The sequence below is a fragment of the Azospirillum soli genome, assembly GCF_017876165.1.
GTDB lineage: Bacteria > Pseudomonadota > Alphaproteobacteria > Azospirillales > Azospirillaceae > Azospirillum > Azospirillum soli.
This window is the reverse complement of record NZ_JAGINQ010000001.1, coordinates 279,705-299,274: the sequence shown is the minus strand read 5'-3', so window position 1 is coordinate 299,274 and position 19,570 is coordinate 279,705. Positions and strand designations below refer to the sequence as shown.

The window sequence follows — 19,570 nt, the reverse complement described above, 5'->3', positions numbered from 1 at the left end:
TGTTTAAACCAGGGCGGGGTAGCGTCGGGATCCCGAAAAGGCCGAAAAATTGTGCCGTACGGCGCACCCCATCGGCGGAGAGCCCAAGAGCATGACGCGACCGACCGACGCGATCCCCCCGGATCAGAGCACAGCGACCGACATCCGGGTGATGGCCGCCGCCATGGACGCCTCCGGCGACGTGGCCTACGCCTGGGATTTCGCGGACGACACCATCGCCTGGGCTGGCGGCGCGGCGGTTCTGCTGGGCCCGGACCTTGCCGATGGCGAGGTTCTGCGCGCCCGGATCGAGGCGGAGGACCGCGCGCGGCGGCGCCTCGCCCTGTCGCAGCATATCGAGACCGGAGCCACCTACGATTGCGACTACCGGCTGCGTCTGGCCGACGGCGGGGTGCATTGGGTCCATGACCGTGGCCGGGTGGAGCGGGGCGACGACGGCATGCCGCTACGCCTGCGCGGGGTCCTGCGCCTGATCGACCGCCGCAAGGCCTACGAGGTCGAACTCGAACACCAGGCCCATTTCGACCCGCTGACCGGGCTGGTCAACCGCCACCGCCTGCGCGAGACGCTGCTCCGCGCCACCGGCGACGCGGACACCTTCAACCGCTTCGCCATCTATCTGGCGGTCGGCATCGACAAGCTGGGGCTGGTCAACGACGCCATGGGCCACGCCGTCGCCGACGCCGTGGTGCTGGAGGTCGCGCGGCGGCTTCAGCTGGTGCTGCGGCCGGGCGATGCCGTGGGGCGCGTCGGCGGCGACATCTTCGGCGTCGTGCTGCCCCACTGCCCGGAAGAGAGCATGGCCCATGTGGCCGAGAAGTTGCTGCGCGCCGTGCGGGCGACTCCGGTGGCGACTCCCGCCGGGCCGGTCCACGTCACGGTGTCGGTCGGCGGTCTGTCCGCCGGTTTCGACGATTGCGGCGTGGACGAGGTGATGACCCGCGCCGAAACCGCCCTTCAGGAGGCCAAGCGCCAGGGCCGCGACTGCTTCTGGCCGCACCACGCGACCAGCGCCCAGCAGAGCGAGTTGCGCAACGCGCTGTCCGTCGGGCAGACGGTCAAGGCGGCGCTGCAAAGCGGGGCCTTGCGCTTTGCCTTCCAGCCGGTGATCAGGGCGGACGGCGCCTCGGACGGCGCCTCGGACGGCGCCTCGGACGGGGTGGGCCGGGTGGCCTTCTACGAATGCCTGCTGCGGATGGTCGGCGCGGACGGCCTGCCGCTTGCCGCCGGGGCCTTCATGCCGGCGGTGGAACGGCTGGGCATGGCCCGGCGGCTCGACCACCACACGCTGGGCCTCGCCGTGCGGGAGCTGGAGGACAGCGACGACGTGGTGCTGGCCCTCAACCTCTCGGCCACCACCACCGCCGACCGCACTTGGCTGTCCGCCCTGGAAGGCCGGATCGGCGGCCGGCCGGACCTTGCCCGGCGCCTGATCGTCGAAATCACCGAGACCGCCGCCATCGAGGATCTGGAGGAAACCGCCGCCTTCCTCACCGCCGTGCGGACGCTCGGCTGCCGGACGGCGCTGGACGACTTCGGTGCCGGCTACCTGTCCTACCGTCATTTGAAGGCTCTGCCGGTGGACATCGTGAAGATCGACGGCTCCTTCGTGCGCGAACTGAAAGAGGGGCCGGACGCCCTGCTGTTCATCCGCACGCTGATCGGGCTGGCCAAGGGCTTCGGCCTGACCACCGTGGCCGAATGTGTCGAGGACGACTGGCAGGCCGACATCCTGCGGCGCGAGCGCGTCTGCCTGCTCCAGGGTTACCGCTTCGGCCGTCCAAGCCTCGACCGCCCCTGGGCGGAGGCGCGCTCGCTCGCCGCCGACTGAAGGATCGCTACAGAAGACTTCCGTTGGATGACAACGCCTTTCCAACGTAATGGCCGGGCTTGACGCAGGCATCCACGGCGAAGCCGGCACCTCCTCGCGCGGGCGCATGGCTGTGCGATGAAACATTGCCGCTCGAAGTCCACGCCTCTCCCTCTCGTCATCCCCGCGTAGGCGGGGATCCAGGAGTTTGACGGATAAGCGCTTAAACGGACTGGATTCCCGCCTTCGCGGGAATGACGAGTTGGAGACTGGCAAGCTCCGTGAAAAGCAGTGCTGTTTTCGGAGACCTACGCAAAGCAAATCATCCGCATCAAAGCCTTGGTCCCGTTCCTCAGACAGCCGTGCGCGCGGGCATGACGATCGGGAGACGTGCTTGATAGAGGACGGACATTCACAGAAGGATGAGCAATAGGCTTGCCGAGTTGATCGGGCGCCGGCCTCAGGCCCCCTTGCGGGTGGCGCGGCGGACCACCGACTGCGCTTCCACCGTCAGGTCGCCGCCGCCCAGCAGGCGCAGGAACACCCCCCTCACCGTGGCGCGCCCACTGACCGTCAGCGTGCCGGCGCGCGGATCGTCGGAAATCGCCAGTGGATCGGTACGGGAGCCCAGGAAGCCGCTGGGGAAGGCCGTGGCGAAGAAGGTGCGGATGTGGCCGTCGCGCTGGTTGTCGAACATCACGCGGCCGCCGGCCAGCGCCGCCGCGTCCACCGCCTGCGACAGCCGCGCCTGCACCGCGTAGCCGCGCACCGTGTCCACCGTGTAGCCGACCCCCACGACCAGCGGCAGGCCCAGCGCGAACGCCAGCGCCAGCAGAGCCTTGCGGCTCGCCCGCCGTTCCTCGTGATGCCCGAACGGGTGGGGGTGGTACACCATCACCATTGCCAGCCTCCAAATAGTGATGAAAGAGAATATGCCAAAAGTCTGCCCTTGATTGCTTAAAAAGAGATTAACATCTTGCCGGGTAACTTTCTGATGGTAAGATAAGACGGAAGATCGAAGACTAAGCGGCGATATTTTCTTGCATAGTTCTTCTGGTTTGCCGGGAATGTACCGTCGAAATGCAGGCGGAATAGATCGGATTTCGAAACATTTTGCACGCAAACAGGATGCGTACTGCTTGCATACCTCTGCGATTTCCGCAGTAAACTTAAATGAATGTATAAAAGTCTCATTCGCAAAACCTGAGACAAAAAGGGGCCAAAAAGACGGCTAAAATGGCATTACTATGCCGCTTGAAAGTTTTTCTCTGGTGAATGTTGCGCGTTAATTTGTCGTTAACTTCTGGCGCGCTAAATGGGCTTACCGCGAACGAGCAAATCTCCTGCTCTTTCCAAACAAATGACCGACCCAGTGGAGAGTCCCATGCGCACCATCCGCTCGCTGACCAAGAACGAGTCCGGCGCCACCGCCATCGAATACGCGATCCTCTGCGCGCTGGTGGCCGTGTTCATCATCGGCGGCTTTGCCGGCGCCGGTGACCAGATCACCAAAATCGGCGGAACGATCGTCGAGCAGCTGACGAAGGCCAACAGCACCGGTACGGGCGGCGGCACGGGCGGCGCTGACTGACCAAGGCCGGGCTTTAGCCCACGCTTAAAACGCACAAGGCCGAAAGCGCATTGGGTCGACGTCCGGGCGGGTGGCAAACGGCCTCCCGCCTGGGCGGACCCGGCGGCCTCATCAGGACGCCATCCCCCGTTCTGCGCTTGGTGACGATGTGGGGGATTTGCCTATGACACCCACGACCTTTCTTCTTGCCGCGTCAGCGGCTGTTTTCGTCTGGGCGGCTGTTTCCGACGCTCGGCGCTATCTTATTCCGAACGCCACCAGTCTTCTGCTGGTCGGCCTCTTCGCGGCTTTTGCGATTTTCTCTCCGTCCGACATTCCGGTGCTTGGTCACGTCCTGGCCGGCTCGGCCGCCTTCGCGGTCGGCGCCGGCCTTTTCTATGGCGGCCTTATGGGCGGCGGCGACGTGAAGCTTATGGCCGCCGCAACGCTGTGGGCGGGTCCCAATCATGCGGCCGACCTGCTGCTGATCACCGCGCTGGCCGGCGGTCTTCTGGGGGTGGGCATGCTGCTGGCCCGCCGTCTGGCGCGCCGTGCCGCTCCGGCACCGTCCGGAGAGGCGGCGGCCACCGCGATGCAGGCGCGGCTGCCCTATGGCATCGCCATCGCCGCCGGCGGCCTGTGGACGCTGCTGTTGCTCGGGTTCGGCGCGTAAGGAAGAGGTGAGCCATGTCCGTCCGCAAGATCGTCCTCGTTCTGCTCGCTCTCGTGATCGCGGGGGCGACCGTGCAGTTCACCCGCGCCGTCCTGTCGAACAACCGCGCCGCGCCGGTCCAGGCAGAGACGGCGCCGCAGGCGCCCAAGGGCAAGCGCATCCTGGTGGCGGCGAGCGACCTGCCGGCCGGCACCCTGGTCCAGCCGTCGCACCTGCGCTGGCGCGCCTGGCCGGCCGACGACGGGCTTGAAAAGACCTACATGGTCGAAGGGGCCCGCAGCGCCGACGAGTTCGCCGGCGCCGTGGTCCGCCAGGGACTGCGGGCGGGCGAGCCGGTGACCGCCGGCCGTCTGGTGAAGCCGGGCGACCGGGGCTTCCTCGCCGCCGTGCTGACCCCCGGCACGCGGGCCGTGTCGGTCGCCATCAACGGCGTGACGGGCATCGGCGGCCTCGTCTTCCCCGGCGACCGTGTTGATCTGATTTTGACACAGCGCGTGAAGAACCCGGACGGCGGCGAAGGGCCTGACCGCCGGGCCAGCGAAACCGTGCTGTCGGACGTCCGCGTGCTGGCGATGGACCAGCGGACCAACGACCAGAAGGGAGAAGCGAAGGTCGCCCAGATCGCCACGCTGGAGGTTTCGGCCCGTCAGGCCGAGGCGGTGGCGCTGGCGGTGGAAATCGGCCATTTGTCGCTGTCCCTGCGCAGCCTCGGCACTCCGGCGCAGGACGGAATCGAAATGGCGGCAGCGGAGTCGCTGCCCGCCACCGTGACGGACGCGGTGGTGGGGGAGGGCGCGGCGCCCCTTGCCGGAACCGCTGCCGAAACCGTCACCGATGCGCTCGTCGGACCGTCCCACACCATCACCTGGGACAGCGACATCAGCCGCGCGCTCGGCGCCACACCCGTTTCCGCGGTCAAGTTCGAGGTTAACCAAAGCGAAAACGCTGCGGCTGTAGTAAAGGTGCAAGTCGTCCGTGGCCGAGAATCCGCGGAGGTTTCGTTTCCGCAGCGCTAGCGCGCCCGAAAGGCGCGCCGGGGCTTCACGCCGGTGTTATGATGACGCATCGCCTTTCGTCCTGGCTCGCCGTTTCGGTCCTGGTTTCGGCCGTTTTGGGGGCCACTCCCGTGCTGGCGCAGAAGCGGACGACTCCGGTCGTTCCCGCGACGCCGGTCCAGACGACGGAGCCCGACCGGACGGCCGCCGCCGCCGACGCGATGCAGGTCGAGCAGGACAAGGGCGAGGTGATCCGGCTGCAACAGCCCGCCGCGTCGGTCTTCATCGCAAACCCGGACATCGCCGACCTTCAGGTCATGTCGCCGACGATGGTCTACCTGTTCGGCAAGCGGCCGGGCGAGACCTCGCTGATCGCGGTGAACAACAACGAACAGGTGGTGTTGAACCGCAAGATCGTCGTCACCCAGAACCTCAGCGGGTTGGAGCGCGCGTTGCGCCAGCGCCTGCCGAATCGCCGCATCACCGTCTCCTCCCTCGACGGCGCCGTCGTCCTGTCCGGCGAGGTGGTGAGCCAGACCGAGGCGGAGGACGCCCGTTCCATCGCCCGCAAGTTCGCCGGGGAAAACGGCGAGGTCGTCAACCGCCTCGCCATCACCGGCACGACCCAGGTCATGCTGCGCGTGCGCGTGTCGGAGGTGGGCCGCGACGTGCGCGAGGAGTTCGGCATCAACTGGGAGAACATGCTGAACGTCGGCGGTTTCCGCTTCATTCTCGGGTCTGGCCTCACCGACATCACCTTCCAGGACGGCGTGCTCGTCCGCCCGCAGGAGAAGATGAGCCTCTACGCGGGCACGAACGGCAAGAACTACGACATCAACGGCCTGATCGACGCGCTGGCGCGCGACGGCCTGGTCACCGTCCTGGCCGAGCCGAACCTCGTCGCCCAGTCGGGCGAAACGGCCAGCTTCCTGGCCGGTGGCGAGTTCCCCATCCCCGTTCCGGGCGACAACGGCTCCATCGGCATCGAATACAAACAGTTCGGCGTGTCGCTGGCCTTCACGCCGACGCTGGTCGGCACCGACCGCATCAGCATGCGCGTGCGGCCCGAGGTCAGCCAGTTGACCGAGGTCGGCGGCCTGTCGGTCACCGTGGGATCCAACATCGGCTTCCGCGTCCCCGGCCTGTCCACCCGCCGCGCCGAGACGACCATCGAACTGGGCAGCGGGCAGAGCTTCGCCATCGCCGGCCTGCTGCAGAACAACATCGACCAGGCGATCGACAAGTTCCCCTTCCTGGGCGACGTGCCGGTGCTTGGCACCCTGTTCCGCTCCACCCGTTTCCGGCGCAGCGAGACGGAGCTGGTCATCATCGTGACGCCCTATCTGGTGCGCCCGGTCGCCTCGCCGGGGATGATCGCCGCGCCAACCGACACCATCTCGCCGGCCTCGCTGGTGGACCGCCTGCTGTTCGGGCGGATGACCGTTCCCGGACCGGGCACCCGGCCTCCCGCCCGCCTCGGCCTGACCGGCCCGGTCGGCTTCTCCGTCGAATGAGGACCGCCATGCCCCCGCGCCGCTTCCCGTCCGCATTCGCACCCGCTCTCGCCCTCACGGTCCTCACGGCCGGCTGCACCATGCACCAGAACGTGACGGAACTGCGGGAATTCCCCATCACCGTCGCCCCGGCGGCGGACAACCCGCGCCGGCTGACCGTCGTGCCGCCGGACTGCGACGTGGCTGCTCTGCCGCCGCCGCGCGACGACGTGGGGGCTTGGCACAACCCGGACCTCAACATCGGCTGTTCCAGCGCGCGCAACCTCGGCCTGATGGTCGCCCGGCCGCGCGATCTGCTGGTCGGGCGCGATCCCGGCCCGGCCGATGGCCAGCGCGGCGCCGCCGCCACGGACCGTTACCGCCGGGGCCAGGAAAAGCCGCTGATGCGCGAGCAGGCGGGTTCCATGGCCGCGGTCGCCCCCAGCAGCGGCGGGGCCATGGGCGGCTCTCCGGGAGGGCAGTAGCCATGTCCGGCGTCGTTCCCCTGTTCAAGGGTTCCGCCGACCAGCCGGCGGGCGAAGTCTTCCTGGCCTACGTGTCCGACGACGCCTCCTATCAGGTGGCGCGGACGGTGGCGGGGGAGATGGGCTGGTCGGCCGGCGCCGTGCAGCGCGGCGGGGCCGGCGACGTGCTGGACCTTCTCGGCGGCCACACGCTGGCGCCGAAGATCCTGCTGGTCGATCTGGACGGCACGGCCAATCCGGTCGTCACCATGGCCCGGCTGGCCTCCACGCTGGGGCCGGACAGCCGCACGGTCGGGCTCGGCACGCCGAACGACATCGACCTCTACCGCGACCTGCTGGCCGCCGGTGCCGCCGACTACCTCGTCAAGCCGCTGACGCCCGAGGCGCTGCATCAGGTCATCCGCGCCGCCAATCAGGCGCCCAAGCGCGTCCAGCAGCAGGAGGTGACGCCGGCCCGGCTGGTCGTGGTGGTCGGCGTGCGCGGCGGGGTGGGCGCCAGCACGGTGGCGGTCAACACCGCCTGGATGATCGGGCACGAGTTCAAGCGGAAGACCGCGCTGCTCGACCTCGACCTGCATTTCGGCACCGACACGCTGGCCCTGGATCTTGAGCCGGGGCGCGGCCTGCGCGAGGCGCTGGAGACGCCGAACCGCCTGGACAGCCTGCTCGTCAAAAGCTCCATGGTGAACGAGAGCGACTGGCTCTCCGTCCTCGGCGCGGAGGAGCCGGTGGAGGACAGCGTCTCCTTCGGCCCGACGGCGGTCAGCGCGCTCTTGGAGGAACTGCGCAGCGGCTTCCAGGTGGTGGTGGTGGACATGCCGCGCCATCTGCTGCCGGTGCACCGGCCGGTGCTGGGCTCGGCCGATCAGGTCATCCTGGTGTCGGACTTCTCGCTGGCCGGCATTCGCGACACGGTGCGGCTGATGGGCTCCATCAAGGTGCTGGGCGGTCCCGCCTGCCATGTCGTGGTCGGCGGTCCGCGCAAGGCGCAGGTGGACAAGGCGACCTTCGAGCGCGGCATCCAGGGCAAGATCGCCCACGTCATCCCGGAGGACGACAAGGCCATCGCGGCGGCCACCAACCAGGGCAAGGCGGTGGCGTCGATGACGCCGCAGGCGTCCTCGGTGAAGGCGATGCGCGAGCTTGCCATGACCATGGCCGACGCCCGGCCGCCGGCCAAGAAGGGCTTCGACCTCGTGGGCTGGCTGAAGAAGGACAAGGGCTGATGTTCGGGCGGCGTGGAGGTGGCGGGGCAGGGGGAGGGGCAGGGGACGGCGATCCCCCGCGCGGACGGGTCTCCGGCGAGCCCGACCAGGGCCTGACCGCGCTCCGCGACCGCTATCTGCCGGAGATCGCCAAGCGCCTCGACCCCGCCCGCGCCGCCCACCTGCCGCGCGGCGACGTGGCGCGCGAGGTGAAGACAGTCCTGCTGGAGCTGCTGAACCGCGACCGCCGCGACCTGAACCTGCTCGACCAGCGCGACCTCGTCACCCTGCTGATCAACGGCGTCCTGTCCCTGCGCCCGGTGGACAGCAGCGAGGTGCTGGCCGCCGTTCGTCAGGTCGTCGTCCCGCTGCCCCTGCGCCGCGAAGATCCGGCGGAGACCGCCGACACCACGGCGCCGGCCCCCACGGCGCTGCCGGTCCCGGACTTCCCGCCCCGCCTTCCCGAGCCGCCCGCGCTTGAGCTTTCCCCTCTTCCGGACCCCGAACCGGACCCCGTTCCCACCCCCGAGCCGGCCCCGGCGCCTTTCTCCGTCTCGGCGATCCTGAAGGCGGTGGGCACGCCCACGGTGCAGGCCCCCTTCAGCCCGCAGGGGTTCGCGCCGCTCGCGCCGGAGCCCGAACCGCCGCCCGAGGAACCGAAGCCGCAGGAGCCGCCCGCGCGCACCGCCGCGACCCACCGGGCGACCGTCGATCAGGCCAAGGACCGCATCCAGCCGCTGCTGCTGGCGCGCATCGACACCTCGGCCGCCGCCACGCTCAGCCGCATGGAGCTGACCCGCGACGTCGGCGACATCGTCCATGAGCTGTTGGCCGAGCAGAAGCTCCAGCTCAACCTCGCCGAACGGCAGGAGTTGGTGGAGCGCCTGCTCGACGACATGCTGGGCCTGGGGCCCCTTGAGCCACTGCTGGCCGACGAGGCGGTCACCGACATCATGGTGAACGGCCCCAAGCAGGTCTATGTGGAGCGCAAGGGCAAGCTGACCCTGACCGACGTGCAGTTCCGCGACAACGCCCACGTCATGGCGATCGCGACCCGCATCGTCACCGGCGTCGGCCGGCGCATCGACGAAAGCTCCCCGCTCTGCGACGCGCGCCTGATGGACGGCAGCCGCGTCAACATCATCATCCCGCCGCTGGCCATCGACGGCCCCAGCATCTCGATCCGCAAATTCTCCAAGAAGAAGATCACGCTCGACGTCATGGCGCGGACGGAGAACATCTCCCCCGCCATGTGCACGGTGCTGAAGATCGCCGCGCGTTGCCGCCTGAACATCCTGATTTCCGGCGGCACCGGCTCGGGCAAGACGACGCTGCTGAACGCCATGTCGCAGCTGATCGACCACACTGAGCGCGTCGTCACCATCGAGGACGCGGCGGAACTCCAGCTTCAGCAGCCGCATGTCGTCCGCCTGGAAACCCGCCCGCCCAACCTGGAAGGGCACGGCGAGATCACCATGCGCGACCTCGTGAAGAACGCGCTGCGCATGCGCCCCGACCGCATCATCCTGGGCGAGGTGCGCGGGTCGGAGGCGGTGGACATGCTCCAGGCCATGAACACCGGCCACGACGGCTCGCTCGGCACCATCCACGCCAACCGCCCGCGCGAGGCGGTGACCCGTCTGGAGAACATGTTCGGCATGGCCGGCCTGAACATGCCGTCCAAGGCGGTGCGCACGCAGATCGCCTCGGCGCTCGACATCATCGTGCAGATCAGCCGCATGCGCGACGGCATCCGCCGCGTGACCGCCATTTCCGAGGTGGTGGGCATGGAAGGCGACGTCATCACCATGCAGGACCTCTTCACCTTCGACTTCAAGGGCGAACGCCCGGACGGCCGCCTTTACGGCGAGTTCAAGTCCGCCGGTCTCCGCCCGCATTTCCTGCCGAAGGCCGCCTATTTCGGCCTCGACAAGGCGCTGCTGGAGGCGATGTGAGATGGCCGATCTGCCCCCCATCGTCTGGCTGGTCGTCCTCGCGGCGGTCGTCGTCGTCCTTCTCCTCGTGCTCGCCTTCACCGGCGACGGCGACCGGGAGCTGAAGCGCCGCCTCGCCCGCGTCGGGGCGGAAGGGCAGGCGCAACGCGGGCGAGGCGGCGCCAAGGCCGCCGGTCCCGTGCGCATCCAGAAGCAGGACACCGGCTCCATCCCCACGCTGGATCGGCTGCTGAAGACGCTGCTGCCCAACCCGGAGCGCATCCGCGACCGGCTCGACCGCACCGGCCGGCGCATTCCGTTGGGTGAATACGCGGTGGTCAACCTGCTGGCCGTCGCCATGACGTGGCTCGTGCTGTCGCAGGTGGCGCGCCTGCCGGGGCCGCTGCCGCTGTTCGGCGCGCTGTTGATCGGGCTCAGCGTTCCGCACGTCGCCGTCCGGATCATGGGCGACCGCCGCGTCGCCGCCTTCATCGCGCAGTTCCCCGACGCCATCGACCTGATCTGCCGCGGCCTGCGCTCCGGCCTGCCGGTCACCGAGTCCATTTCGGCCGTGGGGCGGGAACTGCCCGACCCCGTGGGCATCGAGTTCCGCCGCGTTGGCGATTCCGTCCGCCTCGGCCAGTCGCTCGACGCAGCACTCTGGGACGTGGCGAAGCGCATCGACGTGCCGGAATACCGCTTCCTGGTCGTCGCCATGGCCATCCAGCGGGAAACCGGCGGCAACCTCGCCGAGACGCTCGGCAACCTGTCCGACCTGCTGCGCAAGCGCCGCCAGCTCAAACTCAAGATCCGCGCCCTGTCGTCGGAGGCGCGGGCGTCGGCCTACATCGTCGGCGCGCTGCCCTTCCTGGTGTTCGGCATCGTTTATGTGATGAACACCCAATACATCATGCTGCTGCTGACCGACCCGCGCGGCCAGATCATGGGCGGCGTGGCCCTGGCGATGATCGCGATCGGCGCCTTCATCATGTACCGGCTGGCGAATTTCGAGCCATGATGAACCTCGACGGACTGATCCCCGGCATGACGATGGAGGACTTGGCCGCCTGGGTCGCGGGGGCCGGGGCCTTTGCCGTCGTGCTGCTGATCTGGTCCGCATTCGTCGAGCGCGATCCCCTGACCGCCCGGCTGAAGTCCCTGCAATCCCGCCGCGACGTGCTGAAGGGCGACCTGTCCCGCACCGCCCGCAAGGTCGAACGGCCGACCACGAAGATGAGCGTCATGCGCCGCATCGTGGAACGGCTGAAGCTCGCGCGCGGCAAGACGGCGACGGATGCGGCGACGAAGCTCTCACAGGCCGGCTTCCGCTCCAAGGACGCGCTGACCGTCTATCTTTTCGCCAAGGCGTGCCTGCCGTTGCTGCTGGGCGGCGCCAGCGTCTTCGTGGTCTATGTTCTGAAGCCCTTCACGCTCGACCAGACTCAGTCGCTTGCCGCCTGCCTGACGGCGATGCTGCTCGGCTCCCTCTCGCCCGATTATTACCTGCGCAAGGTGGCGGAGCGGCGGCTGACCGTGATCCGGCGCAACCTGCCGGACGTCTTCGACCTGCTGGTCATCTGCGCGGAAGCCGGCCTCAGCCTCGACGCCTCCTTCGACCGTGTGGCGCGCGAATTGGGGGAGGGCTGCCCCGAGCTGGCCGAGGAGGTCGGGCTGACGGCGGTCGAACTCGGCTTCCTGCCGGATCGCAGCAAGGCGCTCCAGGGCTTCGCGGAGCGCGTGCCGCTGGACGGCGTGCGCGCTCTGGTCACCACCCTGGCGCAGACCGAACGCTACGGCACGCCGCTGGCCCAGGCGCTGCGCGTCCTCGCCACCGAAATGCGCAACGAGCGCATGCTGAAGGCCGAGGAAAAGGCGGCCCGCCTGCCGGCGATCATGACGCTGCCGATGATGATCTTCATCCTGCCGCCGCTGTTCATCGTGCTGATCGGCCCGGCGATCCTCCGCACCATCGACGGCATGGCCAAATTGTAGGGGCCAAGCCGTAGAGCGCCAAGTTGCAGGGCGCGACGCTGCCGGATGGGAATAAACCGGCATCCGCCGGCGTCATGGTCCTCATAGGGTTCGCACAACCTTGGGGAGGAACGACATGAACCGGGCAACCCGCATCCCGATGCTGACCGCGGCCGTGCTGCTGTCGCTTGGCCTGAGCACCGGGGCGCAGGCGCAGCAGAGCGGTGCCGCCAACATGAGCTTCTTCGTCACCAGCACCGGCCTCGGCAAGGGCGCCGACCTCGGCGGGCTGGAGGGGGCCGACCGCCATTGCCAGCAACTGGCCCAGGCGGCCGGTGCCGGCAACCGCACCTGGCGGGCCTATCTCAGCACCCAGGCGACCGGCGGCCAGCCGGCGGTGAACGCCCGCGACCGCATCGGGCGCGGCCCCTGGCAGAACGCCAAGGGGGAGGTGATCGCCCGCAGCGTCGAGGACCTGCACGGGACCAACAACCTCACCAAGCAGACCGCCCTGAACGAGAAGGGGCAGGCCGTCAACGGGCGCGGCGACACGCCCAACATGCACGACATCCTGACCGGCTCGCAGCCGGACGGCACCGCCTTCGCGGGCGCCGAGGACCGCACCTGCGGCAACTGGACCAAGAGCGGCACCGAGGGCGCGGCCATGCTCGGCCACCACGACCGCACCGGTTTGGATGAAAGCCCGCCGGCCAAGTCCTGGAATTCTTCGCACGCCTCGCGCGGCGGGTGCAGCCAGGACGCCCTGCGCGGCACCGGCGGCGCGGGATTGCTGTACTGCTTCGCGACGAATTGACGGTGTAAGGCCGGATGGAGAGTCACCACCAAGACACCAAGGCACCAAGATCTTTGGCTTATGCCGCCCTTCCGAAACCAGGGCCGGCACGCCGCACTTGGTGCCTTGGTGTCTTGGTGGTGAATCCCCAACGCCTCTCGCGGTCTTGTTGAAAGCCCAAGCGCTGGGGTATCATCATCGCCGACAACGCCCGACGTGCGTCCATCGGCCACCCGAAAACCCCGTTCATCCGTACACAAATCGTTGTGCAGCCGATGCACAATGGGCGTGCACGAACAATGGCCCGCAAGTCTCTGACACCGTTCAACAAAACGGCGATTTTCGCCATTGTGCAGATTTGAGGATCTGCACAATCTGCACAACGATGCACAACAACCACCCGCTCCGGCGCGGACGGATTCGCCCGCCCGCTCCCTTCCCGACGGGCGCCGGGACGGCTACAGTCGCCCCCTTAAAGCGAATTTGCATTCGCTTTAGATTCACATGGACTCATGTGCCGGCCGGGCTTCGGCCGCACGTGCGGCCGGGACCGCCGTCGCGGTCCAAAGCGGATCGAAATCCGCTTTAACGAAAAGGCTGACAGGGGAGACGGCCCGATGACGGGCGGCGCGCGGCGTGTGGTGATGTTGGGTCTGGCGATGGCGGGGTTGGCGTTCGCCTATCTCGGGATGGAGGCCAGCCGGCTGCTCGCCGGGGATCCCATCGCCTACTACACGGACATCGCTGTGGTCGCGGCGGGCATCGTCGCCCTGTGGGCGGTCTTCGCCCGGCTCGGCCGGCACTTCCGCGACCTCGAACGTCTGGGCGACCTGCTGTCCATGCCGCATGGGCGCGGCGGGCCGGACTTCGCTCAAGCCGCCGGGAAAGACGAAGCCGGACGCCTCGCCCACGCCCTGGCGGAATTCCTGCGGCACGACCGCCAGGGTATCGCCCGTTCCGGCGACCGCCTGTCCGGCGTCGTCTCCGTGCTGGAGGAACCGGTGGTGGTCATCGACGACCTCGGCCGGGTCGAGGTTCTGAACGCCGCCGCCTCCGCCTTGCTGGGCATTGAGGCCGGGGGCGATGTTTACGACCGCCTGTCCCGCCCGGAACTGTTCCGCGCCATCGAGCGGGCGCGCGAGGACGGACAGGCCGTTTCCGCCGTCCTGCGCCGGGCGGAGGGGGCGGAGGTGCCCGTCCGCGTCAAGGATCTTGGCCTGCAAGCCGGCTTGGTCCTGGTCTTCCCGGTCCGGGGCGCCGACCGGCACCTGTTGCTGAGCGGCGAGCGAACGGTGATCCGTCCGGCCGCGCGGGCTCCACACCTTGGCGACGAGGAGCCGTTGCCGGCCCTGCCGCTCGTCAGCCTGTGGATCGCCACCACGGCGCCGACCCCGGACGAAGGGGGCGTGATCGCGGTCGGCACGGTGCGGCTGGCCGGTCCGCGCGTCTTCCGCACCCTGTCGCTGGACCTGTTTGTGGACCAAGGCGGGCCGGTGCCGGCGGAGGCGACGGCGGTCCACGGCGTGACCTCCGCCATGGTGGAGGGGGCGCGTCCCTTCCACGCCGCGTGGCCGGTGATCGCGGAGGCTCTGCACGGCTGCGTGGTGGTCGGTGTCGGGGTGGAAACGGCGCTCGCCGCGCTGACCCGCGCCTGCGTTCGGGCCGGCTTGCCCGAACCGGAGCCGCCGCCGTCCCTCGACCTCGGCCGGCTGGCGGCGGCGCTGGATCCGGCGTTGGACGGGGCGTCGCTCGACCGCTTGGCCACCGCCTTCGGCATCGCGCCAAACCCGCGCTCAGGCCCCTTCACGCCGGCGCTGGTGCAGGCCGAACTGGCCGCCGCGCTGCTGTCCCGGCTGGGCGAGCGGGGTGTGACCACCCACGGCGAGGCCCGCGCGGTCGCCGCTGATCAGGCCCTGCCGCTCACCGCCACTTCGGACGACGGCCGGCCTTGAGCGCCTGGATCGCCTGGTCCAACGCCTGAAGGAACTGCGATTTGTCCTGCTGGCTCATCGGCTTGTTGCCGCCGCTGACCACGCCCATGTCCCGCAAATCCTGCATCAGCGCGCGGGTTGCCAGCGCCGAGCCGATGGAATCCTCGGTGAAGGGCCGGCCGGTCGGGCCGATGACGACGGCCTTGCGCTTCACGCAGCGGTCGGCCAGCTGGATGTCGGCGGTGACGACGATGTCGGTTTCGGTCGCCCGCTCGGCGATCCAGTTGTCGGCGGCGTCGAATTCCGACCCGACGACGACCAGTTCGGACAGGCATTCGGTCGGCAGGCGCAGCGGGCCGTTGCTGACGATCCAGACCTTCAGTCCGTTGCGGCCGGCAACCCGGTAAATTTCGGCCTTTACTGGGCAGGCATCGGCATCCACATAGACCTCCACCACCCGCTTCCCCTCCTTCGTCGTTTAACGATGCGTCCTTATGCGCTAAAACGCAGGGCAAGCGAAGCGGCGCCGCGGGTGGCGTCCTTATTTTCTCTCCCGTGCAGAAGGGTCGGAGCGGCGCATGGCGTCCTACCAATACGTTTATGTCATGAAGGGCCTGACCAAGGTCTATCCCGGCGGCAAGAAGACTCTCGATAACGTCTGGCTGTCGTTCCTGCCGGGGGTGAAGATCGGCGTGCTCGGCGTCAACGGCGCCGGTAAGTCCACGCTGCTGAAGATCATGGCCGGTCTGGACAAGGATTATTCGGGCGAGGCCTGGGTCGCCGAGGGCGCCAAGGTCGGCTACCTGGCGCAGGAGCCGCAGCTCGACCCGACCAAGACCGTCCAGGAAAACGTCATGGAGGCCTTGGCCGAGACCAAGGGCCTGCTGGACCGCTTCAACGAAGTGTCCAACCTGATGGCCGAGCCGGACGCCGACTTCGACGCGCTGCTGGCCGAGCAGGCCGAACTGCAGGAGAAGATCGACCACGCCGACGCCTGGGACATCGACCGCACCGTCGAGATCGCCATGGACGCGCTGCGCTGCCCGCCGGGCGACGCCGACGTGACCAAGCTGTCGGGCGGCGAGAAGCGCCGCGTGGCGCTGTGCAAGCTGCTGCTGGAAAAGCCCGACCTGCTGCTGCTCGACGAGCCGACCAACCATCTGGACGCCGAGTCCGTGGCGTGGCTCCAGAAGCATCTTGAGGACTACAAGGGCACCGTCGTCCTGGTCACCCACGACCGCTACTTCCTGGACAACGTGACCGGCTGGATCCTCGAACTCGACCGTGGCGCCGGCATCCCGTACGAGGGCAACTACTCCTCGTGGCTGGAGCAGAAGCAGAAGCGCCTGGAGCAGGAAGGCCGCCAGGAGGAAGCCCGCCAGAAGCAGCTGGCCACCGAACTGGAGTGGATCCGGCAGTCGCCGCGTGCCCGCCAAGCCAAGAGCAAGGCGCGCATCTCGGCCTACGAAGCGCTGCTGGCCGAAAGCGGCAAGGAGACGACCGGCGAGGCCAAGATCGTCATCCCGACCCCGCCGCGCCTCGGCAACGTGGTCATCGAAGCGGAGGCCATCGCCAAGGGCTTCGGCGACCGCCTGCTGATCGACGATCTGTCCTTCCGCCTGCCGCCGGGCGGCATCGTCGGCGTGATCGGCCCGAACGGCGCCGGCAAGACCACGCTGTTCCGCATGATCACCGGCCAGGAAGGCCCGGACGGCGGCACCTTCCGCGTCGGCGAGACGGTGAAGCTTGGCTACGTGGACCAGAGCCGCGACGCGCTGAACCCGAACAAGACCGTGTGGGAGGAGATTTCCGACGGGCTCGACGTCATCGACCTCGGCAAGAAGTCCATGCCGTCGCGCGCCTACGTCTCCAGCTTCAACTTCCGCGGCCCCGACCAGCAGAAGAAGGTCGGCCAGCTGTCCGGCGGTGAGCGCAACCGCGTCCACCTCGCCAAGATGCTGAAGTCCGGCGCCAACGTGCTGCTGCTCGACGAACCGACCAACGATCTGGACGTCGACACGCTGCGCGCCCTGGAAGAGGCGCTGGAGGGATTCGCCGGCTGCGCCGTGGTCATCAGCCACGACCGCTGGTTCCTCGACCGCATCGCCACCCACATCCTCGCCTTCGAGGGCGACAGCCATGTGGAGTGGTTCGAAGGCAACTTCGAAGCCTACGAGGCCGACAAGAAGCGCCGCCTCGGCGCCGAGGCCGACCAGCCGCACCGCATCAAGTACAAGCCGCTGGTGCGGGCGTAAGGGCAAAAGAAAAGCCCTTCTCCCCTTGTGGGAGAAGGGTTGGGATGAGGGGTGATTACGCCCGGCAGGGCGGAAGGAAAATTTCCGGCCGGCATTTGCCGGTGCCACCCTCACCCCAACCCCTCTCCCATCAAGGGAGAGGGGCATTTTTTATTTTGCCGTTCAGCCCGCCTGCTTCTGGTGCTCCAGGAAGGCGGTCTTCAGCAGCACCTTCAGCTCGTCGCTGTATTGATGGAAGCGCACCGACACCTGACCCTTGGCCTTGTTCTGGTGCAGGACAATGAACTGGGCGGTGGCCGTGACGTCCTGGCGGTCGGCCATGGTCACGCGGGCCTCGATCATCTCGCCCCGCTCGAAGGGCTGCTCGGGCGCCCGCAAGCACATGCCGCCGATGGACCAGTTCCGGGTCTGGTGCGTGCCCCGTGCGGTCTGGACCACAAGGCCGGGCCGCACGAAGCGCTTCTGCCGGCGCCGCTCCTGCGGATCGGCCGGCGGGGGCGGGGAGGTCGCCTCGGGCATGGCGATGCCGGAGCCTTTGAGCTTCGCGCCGGCCAGCGTGGCGGAGTGCAGCACCGCCTCGCCCATGCGGGCGTCCCGCAGGTCGGCGGCCGAGAAATCCGCGCCGTCGAAATTGGCCGGCCACGCCCGCCCACCGGCAAGGCTGGCCGGGCGCGCGTCCGCCTTCCTCAGAACGGCGCGGGCAAGACAGGCCCGGCGCAGGTTCGTGCCGCGCAGGTCGGCCTCGGTCAGGTCGGCCCCATTCAGGTCGCTGTAGGAAAGATCGGCCATCTCCAGCCGCGCCCCGGCGAGCTTGGCGCCCGGCAACCGGCAGCGGCGCAGGCGGATGGCGGACAGCATCCGGCCGCTCAGGTCGGCCCCGGACACAGAAATCAGGTCGAGGTCGAGCCGGCGCCCATCGGCTCCCTGGCTGTCTACCCAGCGTTCGTGCGCCGCGACGGCCGTCAGGAAGTCGGGCAGCGTCATCGGCTTATAGCTGGGCTGAACGATGGCGTCCGGGGGCAGGGCGAAGGGGATGTAGGTGCGCGCCAGCGTGGCTTGGTCGATCACCGTTCCGCCGAAGGTGGCGCCGTCCAGCGTGGCGCCGTGCAGGTCGGTGCCGACCAGAACGGCGGAGCCAAGCTCGGCGCCCGACAGGTCGGAGTCGTTGAGGTCGGCGCCGCTGAGGTCGCAGCCGTTGAAGTTGGCCCCGGCCAGAATGGACCGCTCCATCTTGGCCTCGGTCAGCCGGGTGGTGCCGTTGCCTTTGGTCGAGTCGGGGGCATCCCCCATCAACGCGCCCGCCCGGAAATCGGCGCCGCGCAAGTTGGCGTCGGTCAGCACGGCCCGGTGCAGGTTGGCGCCGCGCAGGTCCGCGCCGGCCAGGGTAGCCCCGACCAGATTGGCGCCTTCCAGGTCGGCGCCGAACAGGTCCGCCTGCGACAGGTCGGCCTTGGCGAGCCGAGCACCCGCGAGGTTGGTCCCGGCCAGTTTGGCGCCCATCAGGCTGACCGTCTCCAAATTCAGCCGCGACAGGTCGCGGAAGCTGAGATCGGCGCGCTTGCCGCCACGCCGCTTCAGCCAGTGCTGATGGGCGACGATGATCGCCTTGATCTCTTCGATCTCCTTCGGATCTCGCTCGGCCATCGGCTGTGTGCGCCCATCATCGCGTAAAAAGGAAGCTGTGGCGGGAAGGATAACCCGCCGGGCGTGTTCCGTCACCGTATCGGCGTTGCCTCTGGACACAAAAAAGGCCGCCAAAACGGCGGCCTTGATTGCGGTTCCCGATGGTTGTTCGGTCAGCCCGCCTGTCCAACCTTCCGGCGCAGCGCCTGGATCAGGCCTTCGACATTGCCGCCGCTCTGCTGGATGACGGACGCGAACTCCTGGCGCTGGGTGATGCCCATGCTGACGCCCTCGACCATCACGTCGATGATCTTGTACTGGTTGTCGCGCTTGCGCACGCGCCAGTCCACGTTCACCGGGGGGCCGTTGGGGCGAACGATCTGGGTGGTGACGGAGGAATCGGTCTCGCCCGCCGGCTGGTTGCCGACGATCTTGAAGGTCTCGCCCGAATACTCAACGAATCGGTCGGCGTAGGTTTTGACGATCAGCTGCTCGAACAGTTTCTGGTATTCGGCCTGCTGCTGTGGGGAGGCGCTGTTCCAGTAGCGTCCCAGCACCCAGCGTCCGATGTAGGGCACGTCGAAGCCCTGATAGAGCAGGCCGCGGAAGCGCTGGACCGCCTGATCGCGCGGCACGCTTTTGTTGGAGAAGGTGGAGACGGCTTCGTTCCCCAGATTCTGGATGAACGCGGCCGCAGCCGGGTCGGCCGACTGGGCGTTGGCGGGGCGGACGGCCCAGCTGCTCACCGCGAGCAGGGCCGCGCACACGAGGAACAGGCGACGTGTCAGCATGGCAAGGCAAAAGTGGCAGCCGCAGACGCTTTGTCAACGGT

17 protein-coding genes are annotated in these 19,570 nt (G+C 68.4%); 13 read left to right on the top strand and 4 right to left on the bottom strand.

Annotated features, from left to right (window positions below; all coding sequences use genetic code 11):
• The first annotated feature begins 91 nt into the window (after positions 1 to 91).
• Positions 92 to 1,831, top strand: coding sequence for a putative bifunctional diguanylate cyclase/phosphodiesterase (locus J2852_RS01460; protein ID WP_209869812.1), 1,740 nt, complete (start codon positions 92 to 94; stop codon positions 1,829 to 1,831).
• A 439-nt stretch (positions 1,832 to 2,270) separates the two neighbouring features.
• Here J2852_RS01460 and J2852_RS01455 read toward each other — a convergent pair whose 3' ends face one another.
• Entirely contained in the window at positions 2,271 to 2,711 is a 441-nt protein-coding gene (locus J2852_RS01455; protein WP_209869809.1) for a pilus assembly protein TadG-related protein, read from the bottom strand.
• Positions 2,712 to 3,194: 483 nt separating this feature from the next.
• Between J2852_RS01455 and J2852_RS01450 the strand changes: the two genes are divergently transcribed.
• The 11 genes from J2852_RS01450 to J2852_RS01400 all read left to right on the top strand — a co-directional run bounded on the left by J2852_RS01450 (position 3,195) and on the right by J2852_RS01400 (position 14,881).
• Positions 3,195 to 3,401 carry a Flp family type IVb pilin gene (locus J2852_RS01450; RefSeq protein WP_209869806.1) on the top strand — a complete coding sequence of 69 codons (207 nt, stop codon included), beginning with the start codon at positions 3,195 to 3,197 and terminating at the stop codon, positions 3,399 to 3,401.
• A gap of 163 nt (positions 3,402 to 3,564) precedes the next feature.
• A complete protein-coding gene (locus J2852_RS01445; RefSeq protein WP_209869803.1) occupies positions 3,565 to 4,053 on the top strand; it encodes an A24 family peptidase in 489 nt (162 codons plus the stop codon).
• Between the two features lie 14 nt (positions 4,054 to 4,067).
• Positions 4,068 to 5,069, top strand: coding sequence for a Flp pilus assembly protein CpaB (cpaB, locus tag J2852_RS01440; protein ID WP_209869800.1), 1,002 nt, complete (start codon positions 4,068 to 4,070; stop codon positions 5,067 to 5,069).
• Positions 5,070 to 5,110: 41 nt separating this feature from the next.
• Positions 5,111 to 6,562 (top strand): type II and III secretion system protein family protein, encoded by a 1,452-nt coding sequence (locus J2852_RS01435; protein ID WP_209869797.1) that lies wholly within the window; start codon positions 5,111 to 5,113, stop codon positions 6,560 to 6,562.
• 8 nt (positions 6,563 to 6,570) lie between these two features.
• Positions 6,571 to 7,026, top strand: a complete 456-nt coding sequence (locus tag J2852_RS01430; RefSeq protein ID WP_209869793.1) for a CpaD family pilus assembly lipoprotein — start codon at positions 6,571 to 6,573, stop codon at positions 7,024 to 7,026.
• 2 nt (positions 7,027 to 7,028) lie between these two features.
• Positions 7,029 to 8,252, top strand: a complete 1,224-nt coding sequence (locus J2852_RS01425; RefSeq protein WP_209869790.1) for a CpaE/TadZ family protein — start codon at positions 7,029 to 7,031, stop codon at positions 8,250 to 8,252.
• Positions 8,252 to 10,186, top strand: a complete 1,935-nt coding sequence (locus J2852_RS31375; RefSeq protein ID WP_246499238.1) for an ATPase, T2SS/T4P/T4SS family — start codon at positions 8,252 to 8,254, stop codon at positions 10,184 to 10,186. The genes J2852_RS01425 and J2852_RS31375 overlap by 1 nt, the downstream gene beginning before the upstream one ends.
• 1 nt (position 10,187) lies before the next feature.
• A complete protein-coding gene (locus tag J2852_RS01415) occupies positions 10,188 to 11,183 on the top strand; it encodes a type II secretion system F family protein (protein ID WP_209869787.1) in 996 nt (331 codons plus the stop codon).
• On the top strand, positions 11,180 to 12,157 hold the full coding sequence (locus tag J2852_RS01410) for a type II secretion system F family protein (RefSeq protein ID WP_209869784.1): 978 nt from the start codon (positions 11,180 to 11,182) through the stop codon (positions 12,155 to 12,157). Before J2852_RS01415 ends, J2852_RS01410 begins: the two co-directional genes overlap by 4 nt.
• Positions 12,158 to 12,272: 115 nt before the next feature.
• On the top strand, positions 12,273 to 12,950 hold the full coding sequence (locus J2852_RS01405; protein WP_209869781.1) for a hypothetical protein: 678 nt from the start codon (positions 12,273 to 12,275) through the stop codon (positions 12,948 to 12,950).
• A 596-nt stretch (positions 12,951 to 13,546) separates the two neighbouring features.
• Positions 13,547 to 14,881 carry an exonuclease domain-containing protein gene (locus J2852_RS01400; protein ID WP_209869778.1) on the top strand — a complete coding sequence of 445 codons (1,335 nt, stop codon included), beginning with the start codon at positions 13,547 to 13,549 and terminating at the stop codon, positions 14,879 to 14,881.
• On the opposite strand, the gene J2852_RS01395 is transcribed toward J2852_RS01400, so the two are convergent.
• Entirely contained in the window at positions 14,850 to 15,314 is a 465-nt protein-coding gene (locus J2852_RS01395) for a YaiI/YqxD family protein (protein ID WP_209870677.1), read from the bottom strand. The genes J2852_RS01400 and J2852_RS01395 overlap by 32 nt on opposite strands.
• 124 nt (positions 15,315 to 15,438) lie before the next feature.
• On the opposite strand from J2852_RS01395, the gene ettA reads away from it, so the two are divergent.
• Positions 15,439 to 17,115 carry an energy-dependent translational throttle protein EttA gene (gene ettA / locus J2852_RS01390; protein ID WP_209869775.1) on the top strand — a complete coding sequence of 559 codons (1,677 nt, stop codon included), beginning with the start codon at positions 15,439 to 15,441 and terminating at the stop codon, positions 17,113 to 17,115.
• A gap of 162 nt (positions 17,116 to 17,277) precedes the next feature.
• Here the strand turns inward: ettA and J2852_RS01385 are convergent, their stop codons facing one another.
• Together J2852_RS01385 and J2852_RS01380 are read right to left on the bottom strand one after the other, a co-directional pair.
• Positions 17,278 to 18,759 carry a pentapeptide repeat-containing protein gene (locus J2852_RS01385; protein ID WP_209869772.1) on the bottom strand — a complete coding sequence of 494 codons (1,482 nt, stop codon included), beginning with the start codon at positions 18,757 to 18,759 and terminating at the stop codon, positions 17,278 to 17,280.
• Between the two features lie 152 nt (positions 18,760 to 18,911).
• Positions 18,912 to 19,529: an MlaC/ttg2D family ABC transporter substrate-binding protein gene (locus J2852_RS01380; protein WP_209869769.1), complete on the bottom strand. Its 618-nt coding sequence runs from the start codon at positions 19,527 to 19,529 to the stop codon at positions 18,912 to 18,914.
• Positions 19,530 to 19,570 lie beyond the last annotated feature (41 nt).